The sequence below is a fragment of the Vitreimonas sp. genome (assembly GCF_035627415.1).
Lineage (GTDB): Bacteria > Pseudomonadota > Alphaproteobacteria > Caulobacterales > Aquidulcibacteraceae > Vitreimonas.
The window spans coordinates 220259-240917 of the sequence record NZ_DASPLU010000005.1 but is presented as its reverse complement, the minus strand read 5'-3'; the positions used below and the strand labels follow the sequence as shown (position 1 = coordinate 240917).

Below are 20659 nucleotides of genomic sequence, written 5' to 3'. Positions count from 1 at the left end.
GCAACGTGCTGGCGGGGAAAGGCTAGGCAAAGAGAGCGCGCTGGAACGTCGCATTGGCGTCGAGGCCGAGACCAGCGGCGGATGAACACCACTTCACTGCGCCGCGGTACGAAAACCCTACACTGTTCCGAACGACATCACGCGACAGCAGCAACGGCGCATAAGCGATTTCGAGACCCGCCAATCTCGCGCCAGCCGCCCGCGCCAGCGCCAGGCCCGCACGCGCCAGGATGCTGGTTTCGCCGACTTGCGCGCCGACGATCACCGGGCCTTCGAAAGGAACAAGCATGCTCAAAGAACGGAGCAGCCCGCCGAGCTTCGACACGCGCAGATTGGGAACGATGCGGATGTCCCGCGGCGCGGCGGCCAGATCGCGCAATGTGAGCAGGCTCTCATCCAAAATGATCGCCAAACCTGTCTCAAGCCCGATACGCCTCAACCCCTCCCAGTCGCGGGGCCGAATCGGTTCCTCTACAGCCCATGCGAACGGCGCGAGCGCTGTGAGAGCCGTCATCGCGGCGCCGGCGTCCGGCCACAGATTGTTGGCGTCCAAACGCACCGCGCCACGGCGCGCCAAAGCTCTCGCGCGAGCGCGGTCCCGTGCCAAGTCGCCGCTCAGCTTGAGCTTGGCCGTACGCATGCCGTCGAGGCCGAACAGCGCCGACTGCACACGGAAAGCCGCTGCGCCGCCGGCGCCATAAACAGCGCTGACGCGAAGGTCAGTTGGCGTGTGCGCAATACCGAGGAACGCTTCAATGTCCTGCTCGGCCTGACGCGCGAAAACATCGAGCAACGCCAGTTCGGCTGCGCAGAACGCGCTCGGGTTTGCGTCGATGGCGGCGCCATTGGCTTCGATCCACGCCTTCAGCGCCGGCAGGTCTTGAAGCGCCGCCAGCTCTGCGCGCCGCTCGGTCAGGAACGCCGTCGCGCCAGCCACCGTCTCGCCGGTGACGTAGGCGCGCGGGCACCCCTCGCCCAACCCCACCCGGCCATCGGCGTCGCGCGCCTCGACCAGCACGTTCTCCGCCTGGTTCCGCGCCGCGGCGGCGTGCGTGAACGAAAACCGGAACGGGATGGGCGCAGCGCCTATGCGCAGCGTTTCAATGCGCATGCGTCAATTCATATGGCGCAAAGTCGAAGCGACACTCCTCGGCCGTTTGCAAGGCGAGCACCTTCGCCTGCGCCTCGCGCTGGCCTTTCTGCTCGGTGCAGTGCCGATGATAAGCGTCGGCTGCGCCGGGCCGCAGCAGCGATACCCGTAGGCAGGGCAAACGGCCGCTGGCGCGCTTGGACTCGTATTCCAGGTTCAATTGCCGCAAACGAGCGTCGATCACCGAGGCGATGAACTGGGCGTCGCCGCCGCCTTCGACATAAGCGCGATAGAGGCCGCGCTCGGCATCTGCGACCACGATATAAAAGACCGGCGGCGCAGGCAGCTCAGCCATCGCCGCGTGGACCTGATCCTCGGAGAGCTTCTCGCCCGTGATGTTGGTGACGCCGCGTCCCTTGCGGATGAACTGAAGCGCCGGCGTGCGCCCGATGCGGCCCGAGACGCGCACAACATCGTTCATGCTGTAGCGCAGCAGACCGGCGATCGTCGTAACGACCACATAATAATCCGTGTCCGGCTGCAGCTCGTGCAGCAGCAAGGTGCGGCGCTCGCCTTCTTCCCAGGCGGCGGCCGGCACGAACTCGAAGAACACGTCGCCGAGCAGCGGCAGGGCTAGGTTCTTGCGCACGTCGACAACAATTGTACCACGCACCTCGCTGGCGACGTAGCCGGCATCGATCATCGCCGCGTCCTTCGGAAGCTGCGCGCGCACCGCGGCGGCCGCGGTGGCGCAGCCGCCGCCCAACCAGGTGACGATGGCGCGAAGGCGCGGCCACAAATCGGCGACACGCAAGGGCTCTGCGCACGCGGCAAGCGCCTCCAATGTCCGCGCCCGCGCCGGCGAGGCGTGCGCAGCGATCTCCCCGACGTGCGTGCGGATCACGTCCATGAGGCGCAGCACCGTCGACGGGTTCGCGGTGGCGATCACGCTCACGGCGGGCTCGCGCGCGGCCAGGCGCGCAATGGTCAAGTACTTTTCGGCATAGTCCGCAATTTCGAACGTCTCGGGCGGCACCACATACTTCGCGCGCATGAAGCGCGGCATGCTTTGGTAGATGAGCCCCGTCGTCGCCCCAGCCGGCGTTCCGTCTGCGAGCGTCTCCTCGCACGCGGCGCCGCCCAGGCCGACCAGCTTTCCCGAGAAACAGCGCAGCGCCTTGTGCTGCGCGTAAGCCATGGCGCGCTGCGCTTGCCGCATCTGCGCGAGCGCGGCTGTCGTCACGGGGATGTACTTAGCCGCTCCGGTCGTGCCGCTGGAGCGCGCGTACATGAGCGGCTTCTCCGGCGCGATCGCGAAGCCGCCGGTTTCAATCTGACGCGTGACAAGGTGGCGGATGTCTTCGTAGTCGCTTATCGGAACGGCGGCACGGTATTGATCCACGCTGAGTTCGGCGCTGACGCCAAAGCGGCGTCCCTGCTCCGTCCCGGCGTTCGCACGCAGAATGGCGCGCAGCGCACGCGCTTGCGTCTCCTCAGGCCGCTCCGCCTGCGCAAGCAGCCGATCGTAAGCGCGCCGGCCCAGCGAGCCGAGTGCGAGATCAAGCGCCGCGTTGGCGATGGTGTCGCTAACGCGCATCGCGCCTAATCCGGAACGGCGCCGCCATCTGGCGCCAGAAGCTTGTCGGATAGTGCTCGTCGAGCAGGCCCAACCGATCGACACTCCGCTCACGCGGCCGATAGTAGGTGCCGAACACCAGGTCCCACACTACGAAACTGTGCGCGTAATTGTTGTTCGATTCCTCGATCTTGCGCGAATGATGCCAGCGGTGAACTTCCGGCCCGCTGAAGACGTAATTCAGCCAACCCAGACGAACGTCGATGTTCGAGTGCTGCAAGAGGCCGCTCACCGCATAGAACACGAAGTAATAAGCGAGCGCCTCCGCGCCGATGCCGATCAGCAGGAACGGCAGCGTGTCGGCGATGAATTGCAGCGCCTTCTCGAATGGGTGAAAGCGGAAGACATTGGTCGTGTAGAGCTTCGGCGGGAAGTGATGCACCTCGTGCAGCCGCCAGAGCGGCGTCCACGTATGTGCGGCGCGGTGCAGCCAATAGCGGAAGAAATCGCCGGCGATCACTTTCAACGCGAGCTGCGCGAGAATGGGCCATGTGGTCGGCCAGAGATCGAGGCTGACGCCGGCGCGGGCGAGGAAAAGCTGCAGCGCAAACACCGCCGCCCACGTGAGCGCGAGCGGCGTCACGACCTGGGTGAGCGCCATGAACGCGCCGTCTTCCGCCAAGTCCCGAAAATTGGGCCGCCAATCGCGGCGATGCGGAATCGCGCGCTCGGCGAGCAGAATTGCGACGCCGGCGACCGCCACCGCCGCATAAGGCGCCCAGAGCAAGCCCAGGCCGAGATCGATGCCGATCATCAGCAGCGCGAGCGATCCCGCCAGCGCCGCAGGATAGACCGCGACGCGCAGGAATTGGCGCAGACCCGCGCTCGGCTGTTGCGACCTTGGCTGGCGCTCGCCGCCCATTTCCCTCTCCCGCCGACTCTCATGCTGGGAGATGGCGGCAATTTCGAGAAGTGGTGGAACTGCGCTGGGAGAGCCTCTGCGACAGGGTGTCCATAGCGCGGCTTGGCGCGGCGCCTTATGCGAACTATTCGCACTTGCAACGAGGGTGGGGTCATGCGGAACTTTGGACTGGGATTGAGCTTGGCGGCGTTGGCGATGGGGATCACCGCGCCGGCCGCGGCTCAAACGGCCGGCGACGACGAGGGATCGGAAGAGATCGTCATCGTCGGCTCGCAGGTCGGGCTGACGCCCGAATACGCCGGCGGCCAGGTGGCGCGCGGCGGCCGCGCCGGCCTCCTCGGCAATCTCGACATGATGGACGCCCCGTTCGCGGGCACGGCCTACACCGAGACGCTGATCCAGGATCAGCAGGCGCACAGCGTCGGCGACGTGCTGCAGAACGATCCGGTCGTGCGCGTCGCCAAGGGCTTCGGCAATTTCCAGGAGCTCTACGTCATCCGCGGCTTTCCGGTGTTCTCGGACGACATGACCTATAACGGCGTCTACGGCATCCTGCCGCGCCAGTTCGTATCGGCGGAGATGCTGGAACGCGTCGAAGTGTTCCGCGGCGCCAATTCGTTTCTCAATGGCGCCGCGCCCGGCGGCAGCGGCGTCGGCGGCGCTTTCAACCTGGTGCCGAAGCGCGCGCCCGATGAAGCGCTCAACCGCGTCACGCTCGGCACGGAGAGCGGCGGCCAATTGTACGGCGCGCTCGATGTCGCCCGGCGCTTCGGCGAGGGCGATTTCGGCCTGCGCTTCAACGCCGTGCGCCGCGACGGCGAGACGGCGATCGACAACCAGGAGCGCGAGCTTTCGGTGTTCGCGATCGGCGCCGATTATCGCGGCGCCAACGCCCGCTTCACCGCCGACCTCGGCTACCAGGACCACTTCATCGACGCGCCGCGCCCGCAAGTGACGCCGCTGGGCGCCGCGCCCGACGCGCCCGAGGCCGACGGCAATTTCGCGCAGCCCTGGACCTATACCGACGAGCGGCAATTGTTCGGCGCCGTGCGCGCCGAGTTCGATCTCACCGACGCCGTCACCGGCTGGGCCGCGGCCGGCGGCCGGCGCGGCGAGGAAGCCAACGTGCTCTCCAACCCGAGCGCGGCGCCCGATGGAACGACCACGGCGTATCGCTTCGACAATGCGCGCGAAGACGACGTTCTTTCCGCCGACGCAGGGCTGCGCGCCGAGTTCGACACCGGCGGGATCGGCCATCGGCTGATCGTCTCCGGTTCGGCGATCCGGCTCGAATCGCGCAACGCCTATGCGTTCTCGAACTTCGCCGGCTTCCCGGGCGATCTCTACACGCCGGTCGCGGTTGCGCCGCCGCCGGCCAATTTCTTCGTCGGCGGCGATCTCTCCGATCCGCTGAAGACGGAAGAAGTGAACAACCAAAGTCTCGCCATCGCCGACATGATCACGCTGCTGGACGGCCAGTTGATGATCACGCTCGGCGCGCGCCAGCAATGGATCGAGACGCAGACGTTCGACTACAACACCGGGGCCGAACTCTCAGGGTATGAGAGCGATGCGCTGACCCCCTCCTTCGCCGTCGTCTATCAGCCCTCGGACACGATCTCGCTCTACGCCAACTACGCCGAGAGCCTGCAGCCAGGGGCGATCGCGCCGTCGACCAGCGGCGGTCTGCCGGTGCTGAACGCCGGCGACGTGCTCGAGCCCTACCAGGGCGAGCAGTACGAAGCCGGGATCAAGTACGATTCTGGCGACTTCGGCGCGACGCTGAGCGGGTTTCATCTCACGCGTCCGAACGCCATTGTCGTCGCGCAGGTGTTCCAGGCCTCTGGCGAGCAGCAGGCGCAAGGACTCGAACTCAGCGTGTTCGGCGAGCCGCGCGAAGGCTTCCGCATCCTCGGCGGCGCCACCTGGCTCGATGCGGAGACCAATCAGGGCACCGCCAATGACGGCAACACCCCGATCGGCATCCCGGAGCTGCAGGCGAACCTCAACTTCGAATGGGATCCAAGCTTCGTCCCTGGCCTGACGCTCGATGCGCGCGTTCAGTACACCGACGCGCAATACATCAACGAAGCCAACACGGCCTCGATCCCCTCCTGGACGCGGCTCGATCTCGGCGCACGCTATGCGCTCGATGTCGGCGATCGGCCGGTCACTTTCCGCGGCCGCATCGAAAACGTGACCGACGAGAATTATTGGGCCTCGGCCGGCGGCTATCCGGGCGCCAACTATCTCGTGCTCGGCGGCCCGCGCACGTTCGTGGTGTCGGCGTCGGTCGATTTCTGATGATGCGGCAAGGCGCCCTTCGCGCTTGGATGTTCGTCCACAAATGGACGAGCCTCATCAGCACGCTGATCCTGCTGATGCTGTTCGTGACGGGCCTGCCGCTCATCTTCCACGACGAGATCGACGCCGCGTTGGGCGAGCAGCAATGGACGCCGGCCAATCCCGGCGGCCCATTGCTCAGCTACGACGAAATCCTCGCGCGGGCGCTGGAGAACCGCCCCGGCGAAGTTCCGCTGTTCATGAGCTTCGACATCGACCGGCCGGTCGTGAACGTGACCACAGGGCCGACGCCGGACGCTGCCGAAGCCGACATGCACTTCGCCTCGTTCGATCACACCAGCGGCGCGCTGGTGCCGCCGCATGAGCCGGACGGCGGCGTCATGCACTTCCTGCTGCAGCTGCATACGGACATGCTCCTGGGTCTGCCCGGCATGCTATTTCTGGGCGCGATGGGCGTGCTGCTGGTGGCGTCGATCGTCTCCGGCGTCGTCGTCTACGCGCCGTTCATGCGCCGGCACGATTTCGGCGTGCTGCGCGTCAGCCGCTCGCCGCGCGTGAAATGGCTCGATTATCACAACCTGCTCGGCATTGTGACGGTCGCCTGGGTGCTGGTCGTCGGACTGACTGGCGTCATCAACACACTGGCGACGCCGATCCTCGATCTCTGGAAATACGATGCGCTGCGCGATCTCACCGCCGAGCACAACGGCGCAGCGCGAACGCCGCAACAGGCGCGTTCGCTGCACGCGGCGATCCTGCGCGCCGAAGCGGCGGCGCCGGGCATGACGCTGCAATTCGTCGCCTTCCCGGGCGGATCGTTCTCGACCGACCGCCACTACGCCATCTTCCTGCACGGCGAAACGCCGCTGACGACGCACTTGATCACGCCGGTGCTGATCGACGCCGAGACCGGCGCCTTCGACGGCTTGCGCGACATGCCTTGGTACGCAAAGGCGCTCTCGCTCTCCAAGCCGCTCCACTTCGGCGATTATGGCGGACTGCCGCTGAAGCTGCTGTGGGCGCTGCTCGATCTCGCCTCGATCGTCATCCTGGCGAGCGGGGTTTATCTGTGGCTCGCGAAAGCGCGCGCGCTGGCGCCGGCCGAAGCGGCCGACGAAGCGCCGGCGCCGATGGCGGCGGAATGACGATGCGCCGCCGCGGCTCTTTGCTCAGCCGAACCTTTGGCGTCCCGGCATTGATCGCCGCGTTCAGCAGCGTCGGCCTGATCGCCGCGCTGATCGGCGACGGCGCGCTCGATCTGCTTTCATGGATCGGCCTCGGCGTTCCGGTCGCCGCAATCGCCTGGGCGGTGTTGTTCCGTCGAAGCTGATCGGGCTGTCCGGCTGCGGTGTGCGCCGTACATTGCTCACGGCAACCCAGGGAGACGGCCCCATGTCCAACCACGTCTATAAGAGCGTCGAACTCACCGGTTCATCGCCGCAAGGCGTTCAGCATGCGATCGAGACGGCGCTCGCGCGCGCCAGCGAGACGATCCGCAACATCCGCTGGTTCGAAGTCACGCAAGTGCGCGGCCATGTCGAAGACGGCAAGATCGCGCACTGGCAAGTGACGATGAAGCTCGGCTTCACTCTGGACGGCTGACGCGGCGCCGGCGCCGGCGAACGGGCCCGTCAACGCGGGCCCGGGAAGATGGTGGAGCCAAGGGGAGTCGAACCCCTGACCTCTTGAATGCCATTCAAGCGCTCTCCCAACTGAGCTATGGCCCCGATTGTGCGCGCCGGTTGCCCGGAGCGCCCCGGTTTTGGGAAGGGCGGAACCTACGCTCCGCCCCTTTCGTGATCAAGCGGCTGTGCCATTCGGCCTCAGCGGCTTTCGTCTTCGTCCTCTCCGCCAATGTCGCCGAGCTCGTCCTCGGAGAATTCCTCCTCGTCCTCGAGCATCGGCACGCTGTCGTCGTCGGCGGCGTCGTCGCCGAGATCCGCTTCCTCTTCCGAAAAGCCTTCCGGCAGATCGTCGCCGGTCGGCGCCGCCTCGACATCCTCGTCCTCTTCGGTCAGCAGAGGTTCGGCCTCGGCTTCGCTGTCGATTTCAGGCGTCGCTTCGGTGTCCTCGTCCTCGTCCTCGTCGCCAGCCTTCTTGGCCTTGGCGCCTTCTTCGAGTTCCTCGTCTTCGTCCTCGTAATCGGTCTCGGCGGCGGTCGCCCGCGCCCGCGTGCGGCGCACGCGCACGCCTTCTTCGGCGGGATCGAAACTGGTCGTACATTTGGGGCAGACCGCCGGGCGACGGCTCAGATCGTAAAACTTCGCCCCGCAGTTCGGGCACACTTGCTTCGCGCCCAAATCGGTCTTGGCCAAAACGGCTCTCCCTTCGGCTCCGCGCTGCTGGTCGCAGCCTTCGCGCGGGGCGCTCGCTTGCCACCTCCGGGCGCGCCTGTCAAAAGCTTTGTCATCCCACTTAAGCGGCTGCCGAACAGGTGTCGTCCATGCGTCTCAAGGCGCGATTCGCCGGGCCGCTGCGGGGCCGCGCCCGTCCTCCCGGCGACAAGTCCATATCCCACCGCGCGCTCATTCTGGGCGCGCTGGCGCACGGGGTCACGGAAATCGACGGCCTGCTCGAGGCCGAGGACGTTCTGTGCACCGCGCAGGCGGTGCGTCAGTTCGGGGCTCAGGCCGACAAGCGCGACGACGGACGCTGGCGCGTTACCGGCGCCGGCGGCTTCAGCCAGCCCAGCGACACGATCGATTGCGGGAACTCGGGCACGGCCGCGCGGCTGCTCATGGGCGCCGCCAGCGGCTTCAAGCTGAGCGCCCGCCTCGATGGCGACCAATCGCTGCGCAAGCGGCCGATGAACCGAGTCGTCGCGCCGCTCTCGCAAATGGGCGCGCGCTTCGATTCGACCGAGAACCGGCTGCCGCTGATCGTGCATGGCGGCAAACTCAAAGGCGTCACCTATCGTTCGCCCGTGTCCTCAGCGCAGGTGAAGTCGGCGGTGCTGCTCGCGGGGCTGCGGGCCGAAGGCGAGACAGTGCTGATCGAGCCGGAGCGCTCGCGCGATCACACCGAGCGCATGCTCGGCGTGTTCGGCGCCGACATCGACAGCATCGAAGTCGACGGCGGCCAGCACCCGCGCGTGCGGCCGAGCCAGCTGCGCGGCGCAAACATCTACGTGCCGGCCGATCCCTCCTCCGCCGCCTTCCCGATCGCCGCCGCCTTGATCCTCGGCAAATCGGAAATCCGGGTCGAGGACGTGCTGGTCAATCCGCTGCGGCTCGGTTTCTACGAGACGCTGCTCGAAATGGGCGCGAAGCTCACCTACGAGGAACGCCGCGATCCGATCGGCGAACCGATCGCCGACATCGTCGCTCAGTCGAGCAAGCTCCATGGCGCCAGTCCGCCCGCCAAGCGCGCGCCGGCGATGATCGACGAATTCCCGATCCTCTCGGTGGTGGCGGCGTTCGCCCAAGGCGAGACGCGCATCGTCGGCGCGAGCGAACTGCGGGTGAAGGAGAGCGACCGCATCACCTTGATGGTGGACGGCCTCAAGGCCTGCGGCGTCGACGCCGAGGAGCTGCCGGACGGTTTGATCGTCCGCGGCAATGGCCCCAAGAGCGTGCGCGGCGGCGCGCAGATCCGCACCTTGGGCGATCACCGCGTCGCCATGTCGTTCCTGGTGCTCGGCATGGCGTCGAAAGAGCCCGTCACGGTGGACGACGCGGAGATGATCGCCACCTCGTTTCCAGACTTCATCGGCTGCATGCAAAAGCTCGGCGCCGACATCCGCGAAGTGTGACTAGGGTAAATTACAGTTTCACCAAATCGCCGACCCTCTCCCTTAACGAGCGTTGGGCCAACGTCCTGCTCAATAAGGTGGGTTCAATGCGCGCAACGATTCTGCGCGCGCTCGTGGCGAGCGCGTGCGCACTTGGTCTGTTCCAGCAAGCACACGCCCAGGACGCCGGCACCTGGGTCGAACGCGGCGAAGCGCTCGCCCGCCGCGTTCAGGCCGAGAGCCTCATCGTCACCGACAGCACGCGTGAGGAACGCCTCCTCGCCGCGGACCGCGCGCAAGGCGAAGAGCGTCTGCAGCAGCTTTACGACATCGCCGCCGACGACTTCATCGGCTCCGACGCTGCAGCGGCGCACCAATCGCTGGCGGCGCTGGAGCGCGAGGCGACGACGCATTCCAGCCGGCGCTTCACCGCCATGGCCGCCCTGCTGCGCGCCTATGCGCCGGCGCTCGAGGGTGACTATGTCGCCGTCCGCCGCAACCTCGCCCCGCTCCTGCGGAACGAACGCGACCCGCTGGTGCGCGCCGCCGGCGAGCGCCTGCACGCCTACGCGCTGACCGACCTCGGCCTGTTCGGCAATTCGCTCGAAGCCGCGCGCGGGGGGCTTCTGCACCTGCCCGACGACGTCGCAACACGCACCCTCCGCTCGGGCCTGCATGACGCGATGGCGTACAATTCGGTGCGCGTCGGCGACTACCAAACGGCGCTCCATCACCTCGAACGGACCGTCGAACTCGACATCGCCGCCGGCAAGCCGGTCGACGGCGTCGTCATCGTCAACAATCTTTCGACCATGATGGCGCAGGGCGGCTTCATCCCCGAAGCGCAGCGCCTGACTGCGATCCACGCCGATGTCGCCGCGCGCAGCGGCCAGCCGCGGATGCAGTTCTTCGCCAGCATGCTCTGCGCGCGGGTGAACTTCCTGGCCGGCGCTTACGAGCTGGCGCTGCGCTGCGCCGACCAGGGCCGCGCCATCGCCGGCGCGCCGCCGGAATACCTCACGCGCCTGCTGATCTTCCGCGCCCATGCCCTGGCGCGGCTTTCGCGCGGCGAAGAGGCGCGCGCGGCGCTCACTGAACTGCGCACGCTCGCCGCCGAGCGCGGCGATCCGGGCCTCGACGAACGCCTCGACCTGATCGAGCCGGAGGTGCTGAACGCGGAAGGCCGCTACCAGGAAGCCTTCGCGGCGCTCCGCACCGCGCACGAAGCCGCCGCGAACCGGCTCATGACCAGCTTCAACGACGGCGTGCGCGAACTCCGCGCCACGATGGAAAGCGAAGTCGCCGACGCCGAGCAGCGCGCCCAGGCGCAGGCGATGCGTTCGGAGCTGCAGCAGCAGACGCTCGAGAAGATGACGTTCGCCACGCTGCTCGCCGGCGCCTGCTTCATCGCCGTGCTGGTGATCGCGCTGCTGATCTATCGCAGCCGCCGCAGCATGCTGAAGGCGGTGAGCCGCGCCGAGGAGGTGCTCGCCCGCCGCGGCGGCGAGGCGGCGGCGCCGGCGAACGACCGCGCCGCGCGCGAAACGCCGACGCGCCGCCTCGGCCATATCCTGGACGAGATTGAACGGCGCGACGTCGAACTCGCCCGCGCCTTCGACCAGCTGGAGGCCGCCCGCATCGCGGCCGAAAGCGCCAATATCGCCAAGTCACAGTTCCTGGCGACGATGAGCCATGAGCTGCGCACGCCGCTCAACGCCATCATCGGCTATACGGAAATTCTGATGGAAAGCGCCGAAGACCGCAGCGCCGACGACGAGCTCGGCGATCTTCGCCGCGTTCATGGCGCCGGCCATCGTCTGCTCGCGCTGATCAACGACGTGCTCGATCTCTCCAAGATCGAGGCCGGCGCGATGGAAGTGCGCGCCGAGCGCGTGAGCATCGACTCCCTGGTCGCCGAAGCCGTCGCCACCGTGAAACCGGCCGCGGCGATCAACGGCAGCGCCATCATTGTGGAGGCGGAAACCGCTCTCGGCGCCGCCGACACGGACGGGTTCAAGCTGAGCCAATGCCTGCTCAACCTGCTCTCCAACGCGGCCAAGTTCACCAAAGACGGCCAAATAAAGCTGCGCGCTTGCCGCGAGGACGATTGGCTGGTGTTCGAAGTGATCGACACCGGCATCGGCATCTCGCTGGACGCGCAGAAGCGGCTGTTCCAGCCGTTCGTACAGGCCGACGCCTCGACCACGCGCGCGTTCGGCGGCACCGGGCTCGGCCTCGCCATTACCCGCCGGCTTGCGCGCCTGTTGGGCGGCGATGTGACCGTGAGGAGCGCGCCCAGCCAGGGTTCGGCGTTCACCTTGCGCGTGCCGGCGGCGCTGCCGGCGCAGCAAGTTCCCGCCAATCTGGAACAGCGCGACGCCGCCTGAGTCTCGCGCCACTGTGAAGGCACTGCCTCGGTCCCAAGACGTTGGCGAATCGAGGAGATTTCGTGATGAGACTGATCGCCGCCGGCGTGCTGCTGATCGCCGCTTTCACGGCAGAGGGCCTCGCGGAGGCCCAGACTGAGCCCGCCGCGCCCCCGTCAGAACTGGTGGCGCCGGACGCGCGCAGCCTCGCCAGCGACCGCGAAGTCGGCGAAGCCAGACGCGCCTACCGCGCCGCCTGCAACCGCCACCAGAACGCCGGCTATTGCGACTGCACCACCGCCGGCGTCGCGCAGGTGCTGATGCCGGAAGAAGTGCGCATCGCCGCGCGCACGATCGGCGAGCGCATCAACGCCGAAGGCGATACGCTCTCGGCGCCGGACAGCGACACCCCGCCCGCGGGCGGGAGCACCGCCGCGCGCATCGAGCACGTGGAAGGCTTCTACGCCAACGCCTGCGCGCGCTATCGCAACTAGGCCGCTTCGACGGACTGCACAGCCGGCTCGCGCGCTTGTTTGCGCGCGAGCACCGTTGTGACCGCAAGATCGCCGGTGACGTTGCCGAGCGTGCGGAAAATGTCGGGGATCACCTCCACCGCCAGCAGAATGCCCAGCAGCTCGAACGGGATGCCGAGCGCCATGCAGATCGGCGCAATCGAGGCGATGAACGAAATCTGCCCCGGCAGGCCGACCGAGCCCACGCTCACTCCGAACGCGACGACGATGGCGCCGGCGATCTGAAGCAGCGTCGGCTCAACGCCGTAGAGGTGCGCGACGAAGAAGCAGACGGCGAGGTTCGCCACCGGGCTGGTGAAGCGGAACACCGCGACCGCGAGCGGCAGCACGACATCGGCGATGTGCGCCGGAATGCGCAGGCCGCGCAGCGCCGACTCCAGCATCGCCGGCAGCGACGCCAGCGAAGATTGCGTCGAGGCGGCGATCGCCCACACCGGCGCGGCGGCGGTGGTGAAGCGCGCGATCGGCTGGCGGCCCCAGCTGACGGCGATGAGCCAGGCGACCAATGTGATGCCAAACGTCGCCGCCGAGACGATGACCACGTACTGCACCAGCGTCCCCGCCGCGCCGAAGCCGGCACGCAGGCCGACGCCGAGCGCGAGCGCGAACACGCCGAGCGGCCCCGCGAGCAGAATCCAGCGCACGATGACGATCATCGCTTCCGACACGGCTCGAAAGAAGCCGACCAGCTGATGGCGCATCTGCGCCGGCAGCTTGGTCGCCGCGAAACCGAAGAAGACGGCGAAGACCACCAGCTGCAGGATCTGGTTTTCCGCCGCCGCGCTCACCGGGTTGGCCGGCGCGAGGCCCTGCAGCCAGGAGACGAAACTCGGCGGCTCCTCGATCACGATCGCTTCGGCGCCGACGCTGGCGATGAAGCCCGCCGCGATGTCGCGGTCGACCGGCCACAACGCCAGCAGGCCTTGCGTTACGACGATGCCGAACACCGCCGCGAACACGATCAGCACCGAGAACAGCAGCACGGCGCGCGCGACGAGGCCGCCGGTCTTGGCCGCATCCGCCACCGAAGCAATGCCGGTGATCAAGAGCGAGACGACGAGCGGCACCACCGTCATGCTGAGCGCATTGAGCCAAAGACCGCCGAAGGCCTCGACCACACCCGCGGCGCCGGCGAGTTGCGGCGCCTCGGCCCGCACCAGCGCGCCGACAACGATGCCGGCGATCAGGGCCGCGAGCACGATCAAGCTGATGGATTTCACGTGCGCCCCCAGGTCGCGTTCGCTGCGCTCTAACGCAGGGGCGCCGCTCGCGCCAGCCTTATCCGACTAGCTCAGGCTTCGCGCCGGCGGCAGGCGCGGCCGGCTCAACATTGGCTTTAGCGCGCTTGAACTCGAGCACGCCGTCTTCAATCAGGCCATAGCGCAGATCCATGAGATCGTGCGCATAGCTCTGGTTCTGTTTCCACGGCGCCTTGCTCATCTGCTTCGGCAGCAGGTGCGCTGCGCGCTGGAAATAGCCCGAGGAGAAATCGGCGAACGGCTTGTCCTCATGCGGCCCCTCGCCCACGCGCGGCGTCGCCGATGCGAGGCCGTACAGGTCGAGATAGTTGATCAGGCGGCAAACGTATTCGTTGATCAGGTCCGCCCGCAGCGTCCAGGACGCATTGGTGTAGCCGAACACGAACGCCATGTTCGGCGCGTCCGACAGCATCGCGCCCTTGTACGTGTAGCTCTTGCCCGGATCGATCTTCCTGCCGTCGACGACGATATCGGCGCCGCCGAGCATGCGCAGATTGAGTCCGGTGGCGGTGACGATGATGTCCGCTTCGAGCTCCTGGCCCGACTTCAGCTTCAGCCCCTTCCCGGTGAAGCGCTCGATCTGATCTGTGGCGATCGAGACTTTGCCCTCGCGGATGGCGATGAACATGTCGTTGTCGGGCACGAGACACAGGCGCTGCTCCCACGGATTGTAGGGCGGCGTGAAGTGCGTCTCCATATCGTAATCGGGCCCGAGCTGCTCGCGGATGAGGCCAAGCAAACGCTCGCGCGTCTTCGCCGGGCGCGAGCGCGCCAGGCGGAAGAAGAATTGCTGAAAGACGATCTTGCGCAGACGCGTCAGATCGTAGGCGAACTGGGCCGGCAGATGCTTGCGCGCCCAGTTCGCCAGCGCGTCTTCGGCCGGCAGCGAGACCATGTAGGTCGGCGTCCGCTGCAGCATGGTGACGTGCGCGGCCTTGTCGGTCATCGCCGGCGCCAGCGTCACCGCCGTCGCGCCCGAACCGATGATGACGACGCGCTTGCCGGCATAGTCCAGATCTTCCGGCCAATGCTGCGGATGGACGATCCGCCCCTTGAAGTCGGACACGCCCTCCCATTGCGGCAGGAAGCCTTGCTCGTAATTGTAATAGCCGGCGCAGACGTGGAAGAATTTGCAGGTGAAGCGCTTGATCGCGCCGTCGTGCTCGGCCTCGACGGTCCAGCGCGCGGCGTCCGAAGACCAGCTCGCCCGCACGACGCGGTGATTGAAGCGGATGTGCTTGTCGATGCCGTACTCGGCGGCCGTCTCGTGCACGTACTTCCAGATCGACGGGCCGTCGGCGATCGCCTTCTGCTCGGTCCACGGCTTGAACGAATAGCCGAGCGTGAACATGTCGCTGTCCGAGCGGATGCCGGGATAGCGGAACAGGTCCCAGGTGCCGCCCATGTCGGCGCGGTTTTCCAGGATGACGTAGCTCTTGTCCGGGCAGTCGCGCTGCAGGAAATAGCCCGCGCCGACCCCGGAAATCCCGGCGCCGACCACCACCACGTCGAAATGCTCACTGCTCATGCCTGAATCCGGCGCTCTCGGTGACGCCGTGTCAAGATAGCCGCAGCGGCAGCGCGGGGAATGGGGCTCCGCCACGTCGGCGTTCAACGAACCGCGATTTGACGCAAAGCCTCGCCTTCATGTCTCTTTGGCCCATGTTGCGCCGCCCTTACCGTGCCCTAACGAGCCTGATCGCCGCCTGCGCTCTATTGGCGCCTCAGGTGGCGACCGCCCAATCCGGCTCGTGCGCACTCTCGGAGGCCGCCCAGAGCGACGGCTGGCGATTGGAGGCGCTCGCCGTAATCCCGGGCGAGCACCATACAGCCTATGCCGAGTTCTCGACCATCAGCGCCCGCCGGGCCGACTGGTCCTATGAGCTTTGGGACGCATGGACGGGCGAGAAACTCCGACAACTGACGCCGGTCGCAACGTACCAAACGCAAAACTGGATTCGCGAGGAGGCCCCCGACAGGTCGCGCGCGGTAATCGACTGGAACACGGGGCCAGCAAGTTTAGTCGATATGAGAACCGGGGAAACACTGGCGACCATGCCGGTGTTCACCGGCGATCACTTCGAATGCTGCGTCTATTTTACTGAAGACAGCCGCTGGCTCGTGCTCAGCGTTCCAGACGGAAGATACGAAATCCGCAACGCTCGAACTGGCGCGCTGCAGGGGGCATTCGCGCTTCCGCCTGACCAAAATGATCTCGACCTGTCGGCAGATGGGCAGCGCATGCTGGTTATCGACGCGCATGCAATCCGTCTCATCAACACCGCCACCGGCGAGGTGATTGCCGAGATTCCACGTCACGCGTCGCCGTTATTGAGTCATACCAATTCTCGATTTAGTCCAGACGGAACGCGCGCGCTGGTTCGGAACGGCTGGGAATGGATATACATCGACGCGCTTACCGGCGCGACACTTGCCGCCGGTGGCGCGGCGGGCGTCGACAGCGGCCTCCATCCTAATTTTCCCGCGTTTCTTAATGGGGCGCGCTATGCGCAGTTCGCCGACGGAAACGGCGATCGCACGATCATAGACGCACGCACCGGCCGCACGCACTTCGCTCTCGGCGCACTCGCGGATGAGCCATGGCAGGCGATACATTTTGGCGTACAACCCTCTGCGGATGGCGCACGATTGGTTGCCCGTCGTGCAGATGGGACAGCAAGCCTCTGGGATCTCCGGTCAGGCCGGCTACTCGCTGAACTGGGCAGCTTCCGCGCCCAATCGGATTTTGAAGCCGCCCCGGGCGAGGAAGAGCCTATTCTTCTCCATGTGAGAATAGGCACGAGCGGCGAGTTCACTTTCACGCAGAACAATCGGCTGATTACATTCGACCGCCAGGGTCAGCTCAGCCTTTGGAATGCGCGGTCCGGCGCCATGATCCGCAGGTTGGCTCGTAATGACGCCATCACGGCTCATGACATTGAGGTCTCTCCTGACGGCCACTGGATATTCGCACCTGCAACCGAAGAAGAGGTTGTCGTCTGGAACGCTCGAACGGGCGCTCGCGCTATCACGATGCCGGGCTTCGACGCGCACGATGCAAACTCAACATGGTCGGGCGATGGTCGTTATCTTGCTGTTGAAGATGGAAACAGACGCGAGTTGTGGGACCTGCGCACAAGACGCCGGATTGCAGACCTGGGAGAGCCTGGGGGACGGCTATCCGTTCCACAATTCTCCAACGACTCCGCTCACCTCATCTTTGGCCGCATCAATGATGCAGGCGAGGAGAGCGTCGCGTTGTGGAGCATTGTCGCGCGCCGGGAAATCGCCGACCTCGGCGACTTCAACTACGTTGATCCGATGGTCATTGCGAACCGACGAATTGCAGAAGGACTGAGCTCCGGCGGCTATGCCCTATGGACCCTCGATTCGGGCGACCGGCTGCTGTCCTGTTCAGATAGTTACATGAAGCTCGTGCAGCGCGACGGCACAGCCGAGGTGCGCCTGTTGGAGCAAACCCGCGAGAACGCCGTGGTGATCTGGCGCCTCGCTCCACCTGCCTAGCGGCGCCCTTCCGCCAGCACGCATCTCTGTTAAACACCGCGCCATGATCATCGCCGTCGACGGCCCCACCGCATCCGGCAAAGGCACGATCGCGAAGCAGCTTGCGGCGCGGTACGGGCTGAAGCGGCTCGACACCGGCGCGCTCTATCGCGCGGTCGGCCTCGCCGTGCTCGACGCTGGGGGCGATCCGGCGAACGAGGCCGCAGCCGTGGCCGCCGCCGAGGCGCTCGATCTGGAACGCATCGACGAGACCCGGATCCGGTCCTCCGCCGCCGGCGTCGCGGCTTCGCAGGTCGCGGCCATCCCGGCGGTGCGGACGGTGCTGCGCCGGGCCCAGCGCGCCTTCGCCGCCGATCCGACCGGGGCGGTGCTGGACGGGCGCGACATCGGCACCGTGATCTGCCCGGACGCGACGGTGAAGCTCTTCGTTACCGCCTCGCTGGCCGAGCGCACCCGCCGGCGCTTGGCGGAACTTCAGGCGCGCGGCGAGACCATCGGCTTCGCCGAATTGGAGCGTCAGATTTCGGAACGCGACGCGCGGGACATGAACCGCCAGGATTCCCCCCTGCGGCAAGCCGAAGGGGCTCACTTGCTGGATACGACGTCCCTATCTATAGAGGCCGCGGCAGAGGCCGCTTTCGCACTCGTCGACGCGGCGCTTTCGAGCTCCAAAACTTGATCGGGGCTCGTTTTCCTCCCCCGCTTGCGGGGGAGGTGCTGAGCGAAGCGAAGCGGAGGGGGACGTTGCACAACTCCCCCCTCAGTCAGCTTCGCTGACAGCTCCCCCGCACGCGGGGGAGCAAAAGATCGGACTAAGAGGACGGCGCCATGGTGGCGCCGAGACCGCCGGAGCCAACCGGCTGGCCCTTGTTGTTGTTGGAGTCAGTACACGTATGGCGTCTCAAGCCCAAGCAACCCTCAACCCCACGCGCGACGATTTCGCGTCGCTCCTGGACGAAAGCTTCACGTCCCGCGGCATGGTCGAAGGCCGCGTCATCCCCGCCACCGTCGTCGCCATCGAGCATGACTTCGTGGTGGTCGACATCGGCCTCAAGACCGAAGGCCGCATTCCGCTCCGTGAATTTCTCCTCGACGAAGCGCACGGCCAACCGAAGGCCGGCGACATCGTCGAAGTCTATCTCGATCGCATCGAAAACGCGCTCGGCGACGCCGTCGTCAGCCGCGAGAAGGCGCGCCGCGAAGAAGCCTGGACGCGTCTCGAAAAGTCGTTCGCCGCACAGGAAGCCGTGAACGGCGCCCTCGTCGGCCGCGTGAAGGGCGGCTTCACCGTCGATCTCGGCGGCGCCAACGCGTTCCTGCCGGGTTCGCAGGTCGACATCCGCCCGGTGCGCGACGTCGGCCCGCTGATGAACATCGTGCAGCCGTTCGCGATCCTGAAAATGGACCGCCAGCGCGGCAACATCGTCGTCTCGCGCCGCGCCGTGCTCGAAGAGAGCCGCGCTTCGGAACGCGCCGAGATCGTCGGCCAGCTGCGTGAAGGCGAAGTGCGCGAAGGCGTGGTCAAGAACATCACCGATTACGGCGCGTTCGTGGATCTCGGCGGCATCGACGGCCTCTTGCACGTCACCGACATGAGCTGGAAACGCGTCAACCACCCGAGCCAAGTGCTCAATGTGGGCGACACGGTGAAAGTCCAGATCGTCAAGATCAACCCGGACACCCAGCGCATCAGCCTCGGCATGAAGCAGCTGATGAGCGATCCGTGGGACGGCGTCGACGCCAAGTACCCGGCCGGCGGCAAGTTCACCGGCCGCGTGACCAACATCACCGACTACGGCGCGTTCGTCGAACTCGAACCGGGCGTCGAAGGCCTGGTGCATGTCAGCGAAATGAGCTGGACCAAGAAGAACCTGCATCCGTCGAAGATCCTGAGCACCAGCCAGGAAGTCGACGTGCAAGTGCTCGACGTCGACGGCGAAAAGCGCCGCATCTCGCTTGGCATCAAGCAGGTGCAAGCCAATCCGTGGGACGCCTTCGTCGCCGAGCATCCGATCGGCTCGATCATCGAAGGCGAGGTCAAGAACATCACCGAGTTCGGTCTGTTCGTCGGCCTCAACCCGGAGCTGGACGGCATGGTCCACCTCTCCGACATCGCTTGGGACGCCCAAGGCGAAGAAGCCCTCGCCCGCTACAACAAGGGCGATGTGGTGAAGGCCAAGGTGCTCGACGTCGACGTCGAAAAGGAGCGCATCTCGCTCGGCATCAAGCAAGTCGCCTCTGACCCGATGGCCGACGCCGACTACCGCAGAGGCCAGATCCTCACCGTCGAGGTGGTGGATGTGGCGACCGGCGGCATCGAAGTCGCCTTCGGCGAAGGCAACGCGCTGCGCAGCTTCATCCGCAAGTCGGACCTTTCGCGCGATCGCCAAGAGCAGCGCGCCGACCGCTTCTCGGTCGGCGACCGCTTGGACGCGATGGTGACGGGCTTCGACAAGTCGAGCCGCAAGGTGTCGCTCTCGATCAAAGCCATGGAACTGGCCGACGAGAAGGAAGCGATCGCGCAGTTCGGCTCGTCGGACTCGGGCGCTTCGCTCGGCGACATTCTCGGCGCCGCGCTGAAGAACAAGCAATAAAGCACACCGCCATCGGCGGCGGCTCGGAAAGCCCGGCGCTCACGCGCCGGGCTTTTTGCTTGCCTCAGCCGCGTCTCGGAACAGCGCCACCGGCGCCGCGTTTCATCGGCGCACCAGACGAGGAGCTCCCTATGAAACGCACCATCACGCGGCTTTACGACAACCGCACCGACGCGCTCGAAGCCGCACACGAACTCGAGCGTATGGGCATCGACGACGACGATGTCAGCATCATCGCCAGCAACAAGGACCGCTGGTACAACGCCAAATCCAAGCACGACCGCGACGCCGACGGACGCGACGATCGGGTCGAGGGCATGAGCAAGGGCGCGGCGACCGGCGGCGTGCTCGGCGCCGGCGCCGGCCTCTTGGCCGGTCTCGGCCTGCTCGCCATTCCGGGCATCGGCGAAGTCGTGGCGGCCGGCTGGATCGCGACCACTTTGACCGGCGCGGCCGCCGGCGCAGTCGCGGGCGGCGCTGTCGGCGGCCTGGTCGCGGCGCTGACCGAAGCCGGCGTGCCGGAGGAAGAAGCGCATGTGTTCAGCGAAGGCGTCCGCCGCGGCGGCACGCTGCTGACGGTGCGTGTCGATGACGACGACGCCCCGCGCGTCGAAGCCGCGCTCGGCCGCTACCGGCCGACCGACATCCGCACCCGTGGCGACGAATATCGCCGCGCCGGCTGGACCCGGTTCGATCCGAACGCGACGCCGCCGGTCTGAGCATTGCTGGTGCGCGACTAGGCCCGGCACGCTGACGCCGG

17 protein-coding genes and 1 tRNA gene are annotated in these 20659 nt (G+C 66.6%); 11 read left to right on the top strand and 7 right to left on the bottom strand.

Going from position 1 to position 20659, the window contains the following annotated elements:
• Window positions 1-22: 22 nt before the first annotated feature.
• From VEA80_RS03075 to VEA80_RS03065, 3 genes are read right to left on the bottom strand one after another with little or no spacing between them, the layout of a single operon-like run.
• The gene (locus VEA80_RS03075; protein WP_325059221.1) at window positions 23-1111 is read right to left on the bottom strand and encodes an enolase C-terminal domain-like protein; all 1089 of its coding nucleotides are present in this window, start codon (window positions 1109-1111) and stop codon (window positions 23-25) included.
• Window positions 1101-2687, bottom strand: a complete 1587-nt coding sequence (locus tag VEA80_RS03070; protein WP_325059220.1) for a GH3 auxin-responsive promoter family protein — start codon at window positions 2685-2687, stop codon at window positions 1101-1103. The genes VEA80_RS03075 and VEA80_RS03070 overlap by 11 nt, the downstream gene beginning before the upstream one ends.
• Window positions 2677-3588, bottom strand: a complete 912-nt coding sequence (locus VEA80_RS03065) for a sterol desaturase family protein (RefSeq protein ID WP_325059219.1) — start codon at window positions 3586-3588, stop codon at window positions 2677-2679. The genes VEA80_RS03070 and VEA80_RS03065 overlap by 11 nt, the downstream gene beginning before the upstream one ends.
• A 153-nt stretch (window positions 3589-3741) precedes the next feature.
• Here VEA80_RS03065 and VEA80_RS03060 point away from each other — a divergent pair, with 153 nt between their 5' ends.
• The 4 genes from VEA80_RS03060 to VEA80_RS03045 all read left to right on the top strand — a co-directional run bounded on the left by VEA80_RS03060 (window position 3742) and on the right by VEA80_RS03045 (window position 7494).
• Complete coding sequence (locus tag VEA80_RS03060) at window positions 3742-5892, top strand: TonB-dependent receptor (RefSeq protein WP_325059218.1); 2151 nt, start codon at window positions 3742-3744, stop codon at window positions 5890-5892.
• Window positions 5893-5894: 2 nt separating this feature from the next.
• On the top strand, window positions 5895-7037 hold the full coding sequence (locus tag VEA80_RS03055; protein ID WP_349257202.1) for a PepSY domain-containing protein: 1143 nt from the start codon (window positions 5895-5897) through the stop codon (window positions 7035-7037).
• Window positions 7034-7222: a hypothetical protein gene (locus tag VEA80_RS03050; RefSeq protein ID WP_325059216.1), complete on the top strand. Its 189-nt coding sequence runs from the start codon at window positions 7034-7036 to the stop codon at window positions 7220-7222. Before VEA80_RS03055 ends, VEA80_RS03050 begins: the two co-directional genes overlap by 4 nt.
• 62 nt (window positions 7223-7284) lie before the next feature.
• Window positions 7285-7494: a dodecin gene (locus tag VEA80_RS03045; protein WP_325059215.1), complete on the top strand. Its 210-nt coding sequence runs from the start codon at window positions 7285-7287 to the stop codon at window positions 7492-7494.
• A 49-nt stretch (window positions 7495-7543) separates the two neighbouring features.
• Here the strand turns inward: VEA80_RS03045 and VEA80_RS03040 are convergent.
• Window positions 7544-7619: transfer RNA gene (locus tag VEA80_RS03040), tRNA-Ala, on the bottom strand.
• 96 nt (window positions 7620-7715) lie between these two features.
• Complete coding sequence (locus VEA80_RS03035) at window positions 7716-8207, bottom strand: TIGR02300 family protein (protein WP_325059214.1); 492 nt, start codon at window positions 8205-8207, stop codon at window positions 7716-7718.
• 119 nt (window positions 8208-8326) lie between these two features.
• Here VEA80_RS03035 and aroA point away from each other — a divergent pair, with 119 nt between their 5' ends.
• From aroA to VEA80_RS03020, 3 genes are all read left to right on the top strand, one after another.
• Window positions 8327-9643 carry a 3-phosphoshikimate 1-carboxyvinyltransferase gene (aroA, locus tag VEA80_RS03030; protein WP_349257197.1) on the top strand — a complete coding sequence of 439 codons (1317 nt, stop codon included), beginning with the start codon at window positions 8327-8329 and terminating at the stop codon, window positions 9641-9643.
• An 86-nt stretch (window positions 9644-9729) separates the two neighbouring features.
• Window positions 9730-12009, top strand: coding sequence for a HAMP domain-containing sensor histidine kinase (locus VEA80_RS03025; RefSeq protein WP_325059212.1), 2280 nt, complete (start codon window positions 9730-9732; stop codon window positions 12007-12009).
• 65 nt (window positions 12010-12074) lie between these two features.
• Window positions 12075-12482 (top strand): hypothetical protein, encoded by a 408-nt coding sequence (locus VEA80_RS03020; protein ID WP_325059211.1) that lies wholly within the window; start codon window positions 12075-12077, stop codon window positions 12480-12482.
• Here the strand turns inward: VEA80_RS03020 and VEA80_RS03015 are convergent.
• Both VEA80_RS03015 and VEA80_RS03010 read right to left on the bottom strand, forming a co-directional pair.
• The gene (locus tag VEA80_RS03015) at window positions 12479-13741 is read right to left on the bottom strand and encodes a dicarboxylate/amino acid:cation symporter (protein WP_325059210.1); all 1263 of its coding nucleotides are present in this window, start codon (window positions 13739-13741) and stop codon (window positions 12479-12481) included. The genes VEA80_RS03020 and VEA80_RS03015 overlap by 4 nt on opposite strands.
• 58 nt (window positions 13742-13799) lie before the next feature.
• On the bottom strand, window positions 13800-15308 hold the full coding sequence (locus VEA80_RS03010) for an NAD(P)/FAD-dependent oxidoreductase (RefSeq protein ID WP_325059209.1): 1509 nt from the start codon (window positions 15306-15308) through the stop codon (window positions 13800-13802).
• Window positions 15309-15508: 200 nt separating this feature from the next.
• Between VEA80_RS03010 and VEA80_RS03005 the strand changes: the two genes are divergently transcribed.
• The 4 genes from VEA80_RS03005 (at window position 15509) to VEA80_RS02990 (ending at window position 20618) form a co-directional block, all read left to right on the top strand.
• On the top strand, window positions 15509-17305 hold the full coding sequence (locus VEA80_RS03005) for a WD40 repeat domain-containing protein (RefSeq protein WP_325059208.1): 1797 nt from the start codon (window positions 15509-15511) through the stop codon (window positions 17303-17305).
• Between the two features lie 43 nt (window positions 17306-17348).
• Window positions 17349-17984, top strand: a complete 636-nt coding sequence (gene cmk / locus VEA80_RS03000) for a (d)CMP kinase (protein WP_325059207.1) — start codon at window positions 17349-17351, stop codon at window positions 17982-17984.
• A 214-nt stretch (window positions 17985-18198) separates the two neighbouring features.
• The gene (gene rpsA, locus VEA80_RS02995) at window positions 18199-19899 is read left to right on the top strand and encodes a 30S ribosomal protein S1 (protein ID WP_325059206.1); all 1701 of its coding nucleotides are present in this window, start codon (window positions 18199-18201) and stop codon (window positions 19897-19899) included.
• A 131-nt stretch (window positions 19900-20030) separates the two neighbouring features.
• Window positions 20031-20618, top strand: a complete 588-nt coding sequence (locus tag VEA80_RS02990) for a hypothetical protein (RefSeq protein WP_325059205.1) — start codon at window positions 20031-20033, stop codon at window positions 20616-20618.
• Window positions 20619-20659: the final 41 nt, after the last annotated feature.

What these genes read in the sequence shown, in the direction of transcription:
- VEA80_RS03075 (WP_325059221.1), bottom strand. Translation starts at nt 1,111, where the DNA reads ATGCGCATTGAAACGCTGCGCATAGGCGCTGCGCCCATCCCGTTCCGG.
- VEA80_RS03070 (WP_325059220.1), bottom strand. Translation starts at nt 2,687, where the DNA reads ATGCGCGTTAGCGACACCATCGCCAACGCGGCGCTTGATCTCGCACTC.
- VEA80_RS03065 (WP_325059219.1), bottom strand. Translation starts at nt 3,588, where the DNA reads ATGGGCGGCGAGCGCCAGCCAAGGTCGCAACAGCCGAGCGCGGGTCTG.
- VEA80_RS03060 (WP_325059218.1), top strand. Translation starts at nt 3,742, where the DNA reads ATGCGGAACTTTGGACTGGGATTGAGCTTGGCGGCGTTGGCGATGGGG.
- VEA80_RS03055 (WP_349257202.1), top strand. Translation starts at nt 5,895, where the DNA reads ATGCGGCAAGGCGCCCTTCGCGCTTGGATGTTCGTCCACAAATGGACG.
- VEA80_RS03050 (WP_325059216.1), top strand. Translation starts at nt 7,034, where the DNA reads ATGACGATGCGCCGCCGCGGCTCTTTGCTCAGCCGAACCTTTGGCGTC.
- VEA80_RS03045 (WP_325059215.1), top strand. Translation starts at nt 7,285, where the DNA reads ATGTCCAACCACGTCTATAAGAGCGTCGAACTCACCGGTTCATCGCCG.
- VEA80_RS03025 (WP_325059212.1), top strand. Translation starts at nt 9,730, where the DNA reads ATGCGCGCAACGATTCTGCGCGCGCTCGTGGCGAGCGCGTGCGCACTT.
- VEA80_RS03020 (WP_325059211.1), top strand. Translation starts at nt 12,075, where the DNA reads ATGAGACTGATCGCCGCCGGCGTGCTGCTGATCGCCGCTTTCACGGCA.
- VEA80_RS03010 (WP_325059209.1), bottom strand. Translation starts at nt 15,308, where the DNA reads ATGAGCAGTGAGCATTTCGACGTGGTGGTGGTCGGCGCCGGGATTTCC.
- cmk (WP_325059207.1), top strand. Translation starts at nt 17,349, where the DNA reads ATGATCATCGCCGTCGACGGCCCCACCGCATCCGGCAAAGGCACGATC.
- rpsA (WP_325059206.1), top strand. Translation starts at nt 18,199, where the DNA reads ATGGCGTCTCAAGCCCAAGCAACCCTCAACCCCACGCGCGACGATTTC.
- VEA80_RS02990 (WP_325059205.1), top strand. Translation starts at nt 20,031, where the DNA reads ATGAAACGCACCATCACGCGGCTTTACGACAACCGCACCGACGCGCTC.